A 12,674-nucleotide genomic window follows, 5' to 3' on the forward strand; every position below is an offset into this window, starting at 1 on the left:
CCGGCCGCGTACGGATTCCACTGAAGCCATTCAGCACCGCCCGCCGGGAGATATCGCCATGTCCGCACGCCCGAACACCGTCGCCGCCACCGCCGTTTCCGCCGCCGAGTCCGCCGACCCCTGCTGCGCCGCCCCGCTGCCGGTCCTCGGCCGGGACGTCACCGTCCCGCTCGTCACCGGCGGCGAAGTGACCTACGCGGCGCTCGACTACGCCGCCAGCGCCCCGGCGCTCCAGCGGGTGTGGGACGACGTCGCCGCGTACGCCCCCTACTACGGCAGCGTCCACCGCGGCGCCGGCTACCTCTCCCAGCTCTCCACCGACCTCTTCGAGAACAGCCGCGTCACCGTCGCCGAGTTCCTCGACTGCCGCCCCGGCGACCAGGTCGTCTTCACCCGCTCCACCACCGACTCGCTCAACCTGCTCGCCGCCACCCTCCCGGCCGGCTGCGAGGTCTTCGTCTTCGAGACCGAGCACCACGCCTCGCTGCTGCCCTGGCGCGACGCCCGCGTCACCTACCTCAACGCGCCGCGCACCCCGGAGCAGGCCGTCGCCACCCTGGAGCGCGCGCTCGCCGACCGCGACCCCTACGGTCCCGCCCTGGTCTGCGTCACCGGCGCCTCGAACGTCACCGGTGAGCTGTGGCCGGTGAAGGAGCTCGCCGCCGCCGCGCACGCCCACGGCGCCCGGATCGTGCTCGACGCCGCCCAGCTCGCGCCCCACCACCCCGTCTCCGTACAGGAGTTGGACGTGGACTGGATCGCCTTCTCCGGGCACAAGCTGTACGCGCCCTTCGGCTCGGGCGTCCTCGCGGGCCGCTCCGACTGGCTCCAGGACTCCGAGCCTTACCTCGCCGGCGGCGGCGCCTCCCGCAAGGTGGCGCGCCGCGCCGACGGCGGCGTGGACGTGGAGTGGCACACCACCGCGGCCCGCCACGAGGCCGGCTCCCCGAACGTCATCGGCGTCTACTCCATCGCCTCCGCCTGCAAGGCGCTCACCGAGGCCGGCTTCGACCAGCTCGTCGCCCGCGAGCAGCACCTGATCGACACGGTCCGCGCGGGCCTCGCCGAGGTGCCCGAGGTCAAGGTGCTCTCGCTCTTCGGCGACGACGCCCCCCGCGTCGGCGTCATCTCCTTCGTCGTGGAGGGCTGGAACAGCTCCCACTTCGCCGCCGCGCTCTCCGCCGAGTACGGCATCGGCGTCCGCGACGGCCTGTTCTGCGCCCACCCGCTGGTCCGCACGCTGCTCGGCAGCGACCCGCAGGACCCGGGCGAGTGCGGCGCCCCCGAGGCCGCGCCCGGCGAGCGCTCGCTCAACGCCATCCGGGTGAGCTTCGGCGCCGGTACGCCGGACGAGCACGTGGAGCGGTTCGTCGGCGCCGTGAAGGAGCTCGTCCGGGACGGCGCGCAGTGGAAGTACCGCACCGAGGACGGCCGCTGCGTTCCGGACCGCGGCTGATCAGTCACTCGTACGGGTGAAGGGGGCCTCCCGACCGGGAGGCCCCCTTCACTCATGACGCGTGTGCGGCCTCAGGACTCCAGGCCGATGGCGAAGGCCGCCTCCAGGTCGTGCTGGGAGTACGTACGGAACGCCACGTGGGTGTCCGTGGCCTCGACGCCGGGGATCTTGCTGATGCTTCCGGGGATCACGTCCGCCAGGTCGTCGTGGCGCGGGACCCGGACCATGGCGATCAGGTCGTAGGTGCCGGTCACCGAGAAGACCTCGCTGACGCTGTCGAGCGCGGCGATCGACTCGGCGATCTCGGGGATGCGGTCCACGCTGGTCTTGATGAGCACGATCGCGGTGATCACGGCTGGCTTTCTCCCTCGGTCGCCGCGGCTGGAGCCTTCACTCTATCCCCACCCCGGTAGCGGCCCCAGGCGTAGAGGAAGCCGACGGAGAAGCCCACGACGTGGGCCAGATAGGCGACGCCGGGGCCGGGGCCCGCCGCCCGTGCCGCCAGCCACTGGAGCACGAACCAGAAGATCAGCACGATCCAGGCGGGGAAGCGCAGCGGCAGGAAGAAGAGGAAGGGGAAGAGGCTGGTCACCCGGGACCGCGGGAAGAGGAAGAGGAACGCCCCGAGCACCCCGGAGATCGCCCCGGACGCCCCGACGAGCGTCTGCTCGCTGTTCGCGTGCGCCACCGCGTACCCGAGGAGGGCGAGATAGCCGGTGCCCAGGTAGAAGAGGGCGAACGCGACCGGACCCATGCGCTCCTCGGCCATCGCGCCGAAGACGTAGAGGAAGAGCATGTTTCCCAGCAGGTGGAGCCAGCTGCCGTGGACGAAGAGCGCGGTGAGCGGGGTGAGCAGGGCGCGCGGGTCGCCGCCCATCAGCTCGGCGGGGACCACGCCCCAGCGGCGGAAGTACGTTCCCTGGGCCGCGAGCAGCGCGTCCCCCGTGCCGTACACCGGGTTGAGTCCGGAGACCGGGCTCAGCGCGAAGAGCAGACAGCAGGCGGCGATGAGGCCGTAGGTCACCGTGGGGCCGCCGCGGGTGCCCCGCCGGGCACCGAGGGTCGCCGCTCGCCAGTCGATCATGGACAGATCATGGCGTACCGGGGCCCAAGTGGACAGAGTGCCTCGCCGTGCTCCGGCGCACCGGCGAGGCCGTAGGGTAACGGGCAGTACAACCGCAGTTCGACGGCGCACCGCGGCTCCCGCACCTGGTACCACGCAACAGGAAGAAGGACGGCACGATGACGACGGTTCCCCTGCCGACCGACGAGACCCGCTGGCGCTGCACGCTGTGCGGCAATCTCACCCGCTTCGACGTGACCCGCTCCTCCAAGGTCGTGGAGTACGTCCATCTGGACCTCGCGGGCGACCCGACGGTCGAGGAGCGGCAGGTGGTCAGTGAGACCATCGAGTCGGTCCGCTGCCGCTGGTGCAACGCGGTGGACCAGATCGAACTGGTGGACAGGCCGGGCGCCGCTTCCTGAGGGACGGCGCGGACGACAGTAGGGGTGACGGATCGTGGAGCAGCCCGCGCACGGTGGAGAGCCGGCCGGCGCGGCAGGTGACGCTGCCGAGACGCTCGACCACCCACTGACGGAAGGCGTACGTCGGCGGGTCGTCGCGCTGGTCGCGGACGCCTTCGGCGGGCTGACCGTCGCGGAGCTGCCGGCCCCCCTGCGGCAGTACGCCCGGTTCACCGCGTCCCGGCGCGCCAAGTTCGCCGGGAACGCGATGGCGGCCGCCCTGGAGAGCGACCCGCTCTTCCGGCAGCGGATCGGCGAACGGTTCAAGCAGGCCCAGCCCGAGCTGGCCGGGGCCGTCGAGACCGGCACCCCGCCCGCCGCCGCCGACCCGGTCGACGTGGCGGCCGCCGCCTATGTGCTGCGGCCGGCCGGCTGGGTCAAGCTCGTGGCCGCCGCGGGCGAGGAGGCCCAGCGGGCGGACGCCGAGCGGGCCGACGAGGCCGGGCGGCGCGAACTGGAGCGGCTGCGCGAGGAACTCGCCGCCGCCCGGGACCGCTCCCGCGGCGAGACGGAGCAGCTGCGGCACGATCTGGAGGCCGCCCGGAAGGAAGCGGAATCGCTTCACCGCAAGCTGCGCAGCGCCCAGAGCGACGTGAAGCGCGGCGAGGCGGCGATGCGCCGCGCGCAGGGCGAGATCGACACCGCGCGGGCGGAGGCGGCGGCCCAGGTGTCGGCCGCCGAGAGCGAGAGCCGCCGGCTCAAGGCCCGGCTCGGCGAGGTCGAGGCGGCCCTGGAGGCGAGTCGCAGGACCGCCCGCGAGGGACGTTCGGTGGAGGACATGCGGCTGCGGCTGCTGCTCGACACGGTCCTGGACGCGGCCCAGGGGCTGCGCCGCGAACTGGCGCTGCCGCCCGTCTCCGTGCACCCGGCGGACACCGTGGACGCGGTGGAGCCGGGGCGGATGTCCCCGAAGGACATCGCGGCGCGGGCGCTCTCCGAGACCGATCCCGCGCTGCTCGACCAACTGCTCGCGCTGCCGCAGGCGCATCTGGTCGTCGACGGCTACAACGTCACCAAGACCGGCTATCCGACGATGCCGTTGGAGAAGCAGCGGCTGCGGCTGCTCGGGAGCCTCTCGGCCCTCGCGGCCCGTTCGGGCGCCGAGGTCACGTGTGTCTTCGACGGGGCGGAGCTGGCGGCCCCGGTGCTGCTCGCGCCGCCGCGCGGGGTGCGGGTGCTCTTCTCCAAGCCGGGAGTCACGGCGGACGAGTTGATCCGGCAGCTGGTGCGGGCCGAGCCGCCGGGGCGTCCCGTGGTCGTGGTCTCCACGGACCGCGAGGTGGCCGACGGGGTGGCGAAGGCGGGGGCGAGGCCCGTGACGTCCGCCTTGTTGCTGAAGCGGCTTTCGCGGCTCTCGTAACACCTCGTAACTCCTGGGCGGTATGCCCGAATTCTGGATGGCACACCGTCAAGTGGCCATCACTGCCCGTACGGTGTGTGTGAACAAAGTGCTGCGTGAGCGATATTTTTGCCGGTGGGATTTGAACTGATCACAACTTGGTCACTAGGGTCAGGCTTCGAACCTTCGCGCGGTCGATCACCCATCCGGGGTGACGGCGGAGGAACCGCCTGCCCCTCACGGGTTGGGCGGCTCTGAGGAAGAAGGAGCTCGCCTTCGTGGCGTCCCACCGTCGACCCAAGCAGCCGAGCCGTGCCCGTGTGACCGTGCTCACCGCGGCCGCGGCCGCCGCCGTCGCCCTCTCCGCCCAGTCCGGAGCCCAGGCGGCCCCCAAGCCCAAGATCGACGAGGTCAAGTCGAAGGTCGACGAGCTCCACCACGAGGCCGAAGAGGCCACGGAGCAGTACAACCAGGCCGAAGAGCGCCGCGGCAAGCTGCAGTCGGAGATCGGCAACCTCCAGGACAAGGTGGCCCGCGGTCAGCAGGAGCTCAACACCCTGCGCGACCAGATCGGTTCGGTCGCCAGCGCCCAGTACCGCTCCGGCGGCATCGACCCGGCGCTCCAGCTCTTCCTCTCCGCCGACCCGGACACCTATCTCGACAAGGCGTCCGCGATCGACCAGCTGAGCGCCCAGCAGGCCGACGTCCTCACGTCGATCCAGGCCAAGCAGCGGACCCTCGCCCAGCAGCGCGCCGAGGCGACCACGAAGCTGACCGACCTCGAGGACGTCCGCAAGACGCTCGGCGCCAAGAAGAAGAAGTTCCAGAACAAGCTCGCCGAGGCGCAGAAGCTCCTCAACACGCTCACGGCGGCCGAGAAGGCCAAGCTGGAGCAGGAGGAGCGGGCGAAGGAGCAGCGGGCCAGCCGCGCCGCCGGCGAGCGGATCGACCTCGGCAACGAGGCCCCCGCGAGCGGCCTCGGCGCCGCCGCGCTCAGCGCCGCGGCCACCCAGATCGGCAAGCCGTACGCCTCCGGCCAGGAGGGCCCGAACTCGTACGACTGCTCCGGGCTGACCCAGTGGGCCTACGGCCAGGCCGGCGCCCGGCTCAGCCGCGTCACCTACACCCAGCAGAACGACGGCACGAAGATCGGCCGCAGCCAGCTCAAGCCGGGCGACCTGGTCTTCTTCAACGGCCTGTCGCACGTGGGTCTGTACGCGGGCAACAACACGATCCTGCACGCCCCGAAGCCGGGCGCCAACGTCCGCTACGAGTCGATGAACTACATGGGCACGTTCCAGTTCGGTGTCCGCATCGGAGGCTGACGCGCCCCGCCCCGGAATGCCGCCCAAACGGGTGGTTCGCCCGGACCCGAGCTGACCTGACGCCCCGCCGGTGACCTGTGATCTCCGGCGGGGCGTCACTTTGTGTGTCCGACGGCTTCGTTGGACGCGGAGTGATCAGCGGCTACTGTCTGCCGCGCCAGTCTGCGTCGAGCCGAACGGAGCGCGATTAGTGGCGTCCCACCGCCGACCCGCGAGGGTCACCGTCCTGACCGCAGCCGCCGCGGCCACCGCGGCGGCGTCCCTCGGGGCCGTCCCCGCGAGCGCCGACCCGGGGGCTACCCCCGCGGCCACCCGGGCCACGGTCGACCGCCTCTTCGAGGAGGCCGAGAAGGCCACCGAGGGCTTCAACAAGGCGGACGAGAAGGCGGACGCGTTCCGCCGGACGGTCTCCCAGGCACAGGACGGACTCGCCCGCGGCCAGGAGCGCATCAACCACATGCGGGGCGCCCTCGGCTCGGTCGCCGGCGCCCAGTACCGCTCCGGCGGCATCGACCCCGCCCTCGCGCTGCTGCTCTCCTCCGACCCGGACAGCTACCTGGAGCGCGCCTCCGCCCTCGACCGCGCCACCGCCCGGCAGAGCGCCGCGCTCGGCGAACTCCGGCGGGAGCAGCACCGGCTGAACCAGAAGCGGGACGAGGCGCGCACCGCCCTCGCCGAGCTCGAACGCAGCCGGGCCGACGTCGCCCGCCACAAGCGCACCGTCGAGCGCAAGCTCGCCGAGGCCCGCCGGGTCCTCGCCGCCCTCACCGTCGAGGAGCGCGCCGACTACGACCGCTCCTCCCGCTCCGGCGGACGCGCGGACGCCGCCGGGGAGCTGCCGCCCCTCGCGGACCTCGGCCCCGGCTCCTCGCGGGCCTCCGCCGCGGTGATCGCGGCCCGCAGCGCGATCGGCAAGCCGTACGTGTGGGGGGCGACCGGGCCCTCCGGCTTCGACTGCTCGGGCCTGATGGTCTGGTCGTACCGGCAGGCCGGGATCAGCCTGCCGCGCACCTCCTCGGCGCAGCGGCACGCGGGCCGACAGGTGCCGCTCTCCCAGGCGCAGCCCGGCGACCTGGTCACGTACCGCGGCGACGCCAGCCATGTGGGGATCTACGCGGGCAACGGTCAGGTCATCCACGCCCCCTACCCGGGTGCGCGGGTCCGCTACGACCCGGTGAACATGATGTCGAACGTGACGGTGACGCGGGTCTGAGTCCGGGGCGGCCGCCGATCCCGCCGTACCGGAAGCGGTAGCGGCGGGTCCGCCCGTACGATCGGAGGCGTGGCAGGTCAGGGGTGTGGAGCGCGGCGGCCGGCCGTGGCCTGCCTGCTCGCCCTGCTGCTCGCGCTCGCGGGCCTCGCCGGCTGCACGGCGGGGCGGACCACCGACTCGGCCACGGGCTCGGCCGCGGCGTCCCGGGAGATACAGACGCTCCTCGACGGGCACGCCAGGGCGCTCCTCGACCGCGACGAGCCCGGCTTCCGGGCCGCCCTCGACCCGGCCTACGCGCCGACCGCCCTGACCGAGTTCCGGCGGCTCGCGACGGTGCCGCTCGACGACTGGACGTACCGGGTCACCGGGATCGACCGCACCGGCGAAGGCCGCGTCACCGCCCGCGCCGAGCTCGGCTACCGCATCCAGGGCCACGACAGGGGGCCCGTCACCAGCGGCCGGGTCCTGGACCTGGCCGATCGGGACGGGCGCTGGTACGTGACCGGTGACCGGCCCGCGGAGGGCGCGCCGCGCCAGCTCTGGGAGCAGGGGGACGTACGGACCGTCCGGGGCGCCCGCTCGCTCGTCCTCGGCGTCGGCCAGACCCCGGAGCGGCTGCGGGAGATCGCCGCGGCCGCCGACCGGGCCGTCCCCGCCGTGAGCGCCGCCTGGCCCTCCGAGTGGGCCCGCGAGGTCGTCGTCCTCGTCCCCGGCTCCCTGGACGCCATGGGCGGACTCCTCGGGGCGCCGGGCGCCTCCTACCGGGGCATCGCCGCCGTCACCACGGGGGAGACCGAGGGCGGGGTGGACGCGCCCGCGGACCGGGTCATCGTCAACCCCGAGGCGTACGGGATCCTCGGCGCCTTCGGCCGGCAGCTCGTCCTCACCCACGAGACGGTCCACGTCGCCACCCGGGCCCACACCTCCCCGGCCACCCCGGTCTGGCTCTCCGAGGGCTTCGCCGACTGGGTCGCCTACCGGGGCACCGGCCGGACCCCCGCCCAGGCGGCCCCCGAGCTGCGCCGCGCCGTCCGCGCGGGCGAGCTGCCCGCCCGGCTCCCGGAGGACGCCGACTTCGGCTTCGGCGGCGACGCGGAGGCGCTCGCCCGGGCCTACGAGGGCGGCTGGCTCGCCTGCGCGCTGATCGCGGAGCGCTGGGGCGAGACGGAGCTGACGGCGTTCTACCGGGCGGTGGGGGACCACCCCGGCCGGGAGGGCGCGGTGGAGAAGGCGCTCCAGGAGGTCCTGGACACCACGCCGGAGGAGTTCACGGCCGCGTGGCGGACGTACCTGGGGGAGCGGTTGGGCTGACGCGCGCCGCCCGCGCGTCCAGTTCGGCGAGGGCCTCGGTCAGCCAGGCCTTCTCCTCCGTGCCCGTCGCACGGGCGATCCGCAGCATGCCCTGCCGGAAGAGGTCGGGCTCGTCCTCGGCGCGCACCGGGGTCCCGCCCTCGTAGAAGAAGCTGGCCGGGGCGGAGAGGAACTCCTGGCGGCGGCGGAGCACGGCCGCCTGGTCCGCCGGGTCGGGGAGGTGGCCGAGGAAGGAGAGCACGGTGAAGAAGCGCTGCCCGTCGGTGATCTCGGCGTCCTTGGGGGTCCGCAGCCGGGCGAGCAGCTCCCGGCGGCCGTCCGGGGTGAGCGAGAGCGTGCGGCGCGGGGCGGCGCCGGTGCCGGGCTCCGTGCGGCTGTCGACGAGGCCGCTCTTCACCAGGCGGGCGATGGCCGGGTAGAGGGCGCCGTCGCTGACCGGGCGGACGTGGCCGCTGAGGCCGTGGATGCGTTCCTTCAGCTCGTAGCCGTGCAGCGGCTTCTCGTACAGGAAGCCCAGGATCGACAGTTCCAGCACCGGCCGGCCTCCTTCGCTCTTGTCGTGGCACCGGTCGTCATGCTACCTCTTTTCGAGATACCTCTTTTCGAGGTATCTCGAAAAGAGGGGGATCTCTTCGCATGTCCGCACACCGCCGCACACTCGTCCGGCTCGCCCGCCCCGTCTACGGCGAACTCCTCGCCGGGGTCGCCGCGGGCATCATCAACATGGTCTGGGTCGCCCGGCTCGGCGGGGACGCGGTCGCCGCCGTCGCGGTCGCCACCAACGTCGAGAACCTCCTCCTCGGCGTCGTCCTCATGGCCGGCTCCGGCACCACCGTGCTCGTCGCCCGCGCCCGCGGCGCCGCCGATCCCGCCGCCGTCCGAGCCGCCGTCCGGGGCGGCACCGCCCTCTGCGCCCTGCTCGTGCCGCCCGTGGCCATCGGCGGGTACCTGCTGCGCGAACCGCTCGCCGCCCTGCTGCTCGGCGGCGCGGGCCACCCCGCCCACGCCCTGGCCACCGCCTACTTCGCGGTCTCGCTCCCCGGCACGGCCGTCTTCTTCGCCACGAACGTCCTCGACGGCGTCCTCAAGGGCGCCGGGGACACCCGCACCCCCATGCGGCTCGCCTTCCTCGCCAACGGGCTGATCCTCGTCCTCGACCCGCTGCTCATCCACGCGTACGGGGTCCAGGGCGCCGCGCTCGCCACCGTCACCGGCCGGACCGTCGCCCTCGCCGCGGGCCTGCTCGTCCTGCGCCGGACCCCCTTGCTGAAGGCGGCGCGCGCGGCCCGTACCGCCGTGTCGACCGCCGCCGCCCTGCGCCGTACCGCCGCGACCGGCCTGCCCATGTCCGTCGACTTCACCGTCCGGATGGCCGGGGCGCTCGCGCTCGTCTCCGTCGTCGCCCGGCTCGGCGTCACCGAGATCGCCGCCTACGGCATCGCCACCAAGGCCATGTACGTCGCGACCATGGCCTTCTACGCCGTCCGCCAGGCCGCCGCGATCCACACCGCCCACCTCCTCGGCGGCGGCACGGACGAGCGGCGGGCGGTCGGACGGCAGGCCCTCCTCCTCGCCGGCGCCCTCGGCACGGCGGCGGCCGGGCTGCTGCTCCTGGGCGCCGGACCCGTGATGCGCGCCTTCGGCGCCGAGCCCGCGGTGGCGGAGGCGGGCGCGCTCTTCCTGCGCTGCCTCGGCCCCTACCTGGTGCTCATGGCCTGCTTCATCGGGGTCGCCGGGGTCTTCGAGGGCAGCGGGGCCGGACCGTACCTCGCCCGGATCACCGTCGCCGGTGTCCTCGTGCAGCTGCCGCTCGCGTACGCGCTGTCAGGGCTCGGACTCGCCGGGATCTGCCTGGCCATGGCCCTCGCCATGGCCGTCCAGTGCGCGGCCCTGGGCCTGCTGCACCGGCGTACCCTCGGCGCCCCTCAGACGGAGGAGCCGGTGAGGGCCTTCTCGCGCTCCGGCTGAACCGCCTGGGCCGGGATGGCGGCCTCGACGAGACGCGGCTCCGTCACCGTCTGGCGCCACAGGATCCGGCAGGCGAGGATCGCGGCGGCGATCAGCAGGCCGTTCCGGGTGAACAGCACCGCGATGCCCAGCGGGTCGCTCCGCGTCACGTGCGAGAACCACACCGGGAACTCGAACTGCGTCACCGCCGTCGCCCAGATCACCAGGTGCACGGGCCGCCGCATCCGGCTCGACCGGTAGGCGAGGCAGGCCGCGCCCAGGCCGACCAGCCACAGCATGTACTGCGGGGAGAGCACCCGGCTCGTCACCGTGAACAGCAGCACGGCCACGAAGGCCGCGTCCGCCACCGTCGACGAGGTGAAGCCGCGGGCGCGGACCCGCCACAGCAGGAGCCAGCCGAAGGCGGCGATGGTGAGGGCCAGCGCGAGGTTCGAGACCGTGGAGACGTGCGGGCCGAGGAACTCGATCGAGCCGTAGTTCATCCGCGCCTCGCCGTCCCAGCCGAAGTGCCGGATCACGTGGAAGACCATCGAGCCCAGCGACTCGACCTCGGTGCCCCGCTCGCGCTGGAAGGAGAGGAAGGCCAGCGCGCCCGGCATCCACAGCACGCACAGCAGCAGGACGGCGGCCGCCGCGCCCGCCGCCGTCGACCAGGCGCGGAAGGTCGCGCGGCCCTTCGCGGTGCCCGCGAGGATCAGCGCCGGCCACACCTTCAGGACCGCGCCGAAGCCGGCGAGGGCACCGAGCACACGCGGGCTCCGGCCGGCCGCGAGCACCCCCGCCACCGCGACGGCGGTCACCATCACGTCGTACCGGGCGTACGCGGTCGGGCCCAGCAGCGGGACGCCCGCGATCCACATCCAGGCGCCGTTGAGCGTCCGGCCCGCGCGGCGGCCCGTGTGCACGAGCAGCCCGAAGACGAACGCGTCACAGAGGAAGGCGAGGACGAAGAACGCGGACGTGTAGGAGAGGAACGACAGCAGCCCGGGCGCGAGGATCGCGAGCGCCGCCGCCGGCGGGTACTGCCACGTGACGTCGTCCAGCGGGTACGTGCCCGTCCGCAGGACCTCGTACCAGCCCTGGTAGATGTGCGAGACGTCGAAGGTGATGTCCGGCCCGGGGACGACCACGACCTTGAAGACGCAGAGCAGCAGGACGACCCTGGTGAGAGCCCAGAGGCCGAGCGGAAGCCGCAGACCCGTGCGTGAACCGTTCTTCACTGCCCCGCCCGTCGTCACTGAATCGTCCTTGTCCTGTCGGTCCGCTCGCGCGGAGAGTGGTGGTGCCGGGCGGTGAGTGCCATCGCGTACTGTCGGCCACGATGGACAAGACCCTGATCGTAACCAACGACTTCCCGCCGCGACCCGGCGGAATCCAGGCGTTCCTGCACAACATGGCGCTGCGCCTGGACCCCGAACAGATCGTGGTCTACGCCTCCACCTGGAAGCGAAGCCGCGAAGGGGTCGAGGCGACCGCTCTGTTTGACGCCGAACAGCCTTTCACGGTTGTCCGCGATCGCACCACCATGCTGTTGCCCACACCCCGGGTCACCGCCCGCGCCACCGCGCTGCTGCGCGAGCACGGCTGCCGCTCCGTCTGGTTCGGTGCCGCGGCGCCGCTCGGACTGATGGCCCCCGCGCTGCGCAGGGCGGGCGCGAAGCGGCTCGTCGCCACCACCCACGGGCACGAGGCAGGCTGGGCCCAGCTGCCCGCCGCCCGGCAGCTGCTGCGGCGGATCGGCGAGGCCACGGACACCATCACGTACCTCGGCGAGTACACCCGCTCCCGGATCGCGGAGGCCCTCACGCCCGCCGCCGCCGGGCGGATGGTCCAGCTCCCGCCCGGGGTGGACGAGAAGACGTTCCACCCCGACTCGGGCGGCGCCGAGGTCCGCGCCCGCCTCGGGCTCAGCGACCGCCCCGTCGTCGTCTGCGTCTCCCGGCTCGTCCCCCGCAAGGGCCAGGACACCCTGATCCGGGCCCTGCCCGCGATCCTGCGCCGGGTCCCGGACGCGGTCCTCCTGATCGTCGGCGGCGGCCCGTACGAGAAGGACCTGCGCCGCCTCGCCGACGAGACCGGCGTGGCCGGATCCGTACGCTTCACCGGCGCCGTCCCCTGGGCCGAGCTGCCCGCCCACTACGGCGCCGGCGACGTCTTCGCCATGCCCTGCCGCACCCGCCGCGGCGGCCTCGACGTCGAGGGCCTCGGCATCGTCTACCTGGAGGCCTCGGCCACCGGACTCCCGGTCGTCGCCGGCGACTCCGGCGGCGCCCCCGACGCCGTCCTCGACGGCGAGACCGGCTGGGTCGTCCGCGGCGACTCCGCCGAGGAGACCGCCGACCGCGTCGCCACCCTCCTCCTCGACCCCGAACTCCGCGCCCGCATGGGCGAGCGCGGCCGTGCCTGGGTCGAGGAGAAGTGGCGCTGGGACCTCCTCGCGGAACGACTGCGCGAGCTGCTCTGAGCCGCATGCGCGCCGAGACGTACGGAAGGGGCCCGGGGTGACATCACCCCGGGCCCCTTCCGTCTGTGCCGTGC

12 protein-coding genes are annotated in these 12,674 nt (G+C 73.6%); 8 read left to right on the forward strand and 4 right to left on the reverse strand.

What is annotated here, in order from left to right; translation table 11 throughout:
- Positions 1–58: 58 nt before the first annotated feature.
- Positions 59–1,456 (forward strand): aminotransferase class V-fold PLP-dependent enzyme, encoded by a 1,398-nt coding sequence (locus tag ACZ6K0_RS29950; protein WP_469228371.1) that lies wholly within the window; start codon positions 59–61, stop codon positions 1,454–1,456.
- Between the two features lie 71 nt (positions 1,457–1,527).
- Here the strand turns inward: ACZ6K0_RS29950 and ACZ6K0_RS29955 are convergent, their stop codons facing one another.
- Together ACZ6K0_RS29955 and ACZ6K0_RS29960 are read right to left on the reverse strand one after the other, a co-directional pair.
- The gene (locus ACZ6K0_RS29955; RefSeq protein ID WP_030205672.1) at positions 1,528–1,809 is read right to left on the reverse strand and encodes an Lrp/AsnC family transcriptional regulator; all 282 of its coding nucleotides are present in this window, start codon (positions 1,807–1,809) and stop codon (positions 1,528–1,530) included.
- The gene (locus ACZ6K0_RS29960; RefSeq protein ID WP_376395548.1) at positions 1,806–2,540 is read right to left on the reverse strand and encodes a rhomboid family intramembrane serine protease; all 735 of its coding nucleotides are present in this window, start codon (positions 2,538–2,540) and stop codon (positions 1,806–1,808) included. The genes ACZ6K0_RS29955 and ACZ6K0_RS29960 overlap by 4 nt, the downstream gene beginning before the upstream one ends.
- Positions 2,541–2,698: 158 nt before the next feature.
- On the opposite strand from ACZ6K0_RS29960, the gene ACZ6K0_RS29965 reads away from it, so the two are divergent.
- The 5 genes from ACZ6K0_RS29965 to ACZ6K0_RS29985 all read left to right on the forward strand — a co-directional run bounded on the left by ACZ6K0_RS29965 (position 2,699) and on the right by ACZ6K0_RS29985 (position 8,168).
- Positions 2,699–2,941 (forward strand): hypothetical protein, encoded by a 243-nt coding sequence (locus tag ACZ6K0_RS29965; protein WP_055644001.1) that lies wholly within the window; start codon positions 2,699–2,701, stop codon positions 2,939–2,941.
- Positions 2,942–2,975: 34 nt separating this feature from the next.
- Positions 2,976–4,340, forward strand: coding sequence for an NYN domain-containing protein (locus ACZ6K0_RS29970; RefSeq protein ID WP_376395544.1), 1,365 nt, complete (start codon positions 2,976–2,978; stop codon positions 4,338–4,340).
- A 257-nt stretch (positions 4,341–4,597) separates the two neighbouring features.
- Entirely contained in the window at positions 4,598–5,644 is a 1,047-nt protein-coding gene (locus tag ACZ6K0_RS29975; protein WP_376395541.1) for a C40 family peptidase, read from the forward strand.
- A 190-nt stretch (positions 5,645–5,834) separates the two neighbouring features.
- Positions 5,835–6,857: a C40 family peptidase gene (locus ACZ6K0_RS29980; protein ID WP_376395538.1), complete on the forward strand. Its 1,023-nt coding sequence runs from the start codon at positions 5,835–5,837 to the stop codon at positions 6,855–6,857.
- Between the two features lie 69 nt (positions 6,858–6,926).
- Positions 6,927–8,168 (forward strand): hypothetical protein, encoded by a 1,242-nt coding sequence (locus ACZ6K0_RS29985; RefSeq protein ID WP_469228368.1) that lies wholly within the window; start codon positions 6,927–6,929, stop codon positions 8,166–8,168.
- Here ACZ6K0_RS29985 and ACZ6K0_RS29990 read toward each other — a convergent pair.
- On the reverse strand, positions 8,125–8,703 hold the full coding sequence (locus ACZ6K0_RS29990) for a PadR family transcriptional regulator (protein ID WP_469228366.1): 579 nt from the start codon (positions 8,701–8,703) through the stop codon (positions 8,125–8,127). The genes ACZ6K0_RS29985 and ACZ6K0_RS29990 overlap by 44 nt on opposite strands.
- A 101-nt stretch (positions 8,704–8,804) precedes the next feature.
- Between ACZ6K0_RS29990 and ACZ6K0_RS29995 the strand changes: the two genes are divergently transcribed.
- Complete coding sequence (locus ACZ6K0_RS29995) at positions 8,805–10,136, forward strand: MATE family efflux transporter (protein ID WP_469228363.1); 1,332 nt, start codon at positions 8,805–8,807, stop codon at positions 10,134–10,136.
- Here the strand turns inward: ACZ6K0_RS29995 and ACZ6K0_RS30000 are convergent.
- Positions 10,094–11,374, reverse strand: a complete 1,281-nt coding sequence (locus ACZ6K0_RS30000) for a glycosyltransferase 87 family protein (protein ID WP_469228361.1) — start codon at positions 11,372–11,374, stop codon at positions 10,094–10,096. The two genes, ACZ6K0_RS29995 and ACZ6K0_RS30000, sit on opposite strands and share 43 nt — an antisense overlap.
- An 83-nt stretch (positions 11,375–11,457) precedes the next feature.
- On the opposite strand from ACZ6K0_RS30000, the gene ACZ6K0_RS30005 reads away from it, so the two are divergent.
- Positions 11,458–12,600, forward strand: coding sequence for a glycosyltransferase family 4 protein (locus tag ACZ6K0_RS30005; RefSeq protein ID WP_469228359.1), 1,143 nt, complete (start codon positions 11,458–11,460; stop codon positions 12,598–12,600).
- The last annotated feature ends 74 nt before the right edge of the window (positions 12,601–12,674 follow it).

This window comes from Streptomyces sp. NPDC042346, from assembly GCF_055581845.1.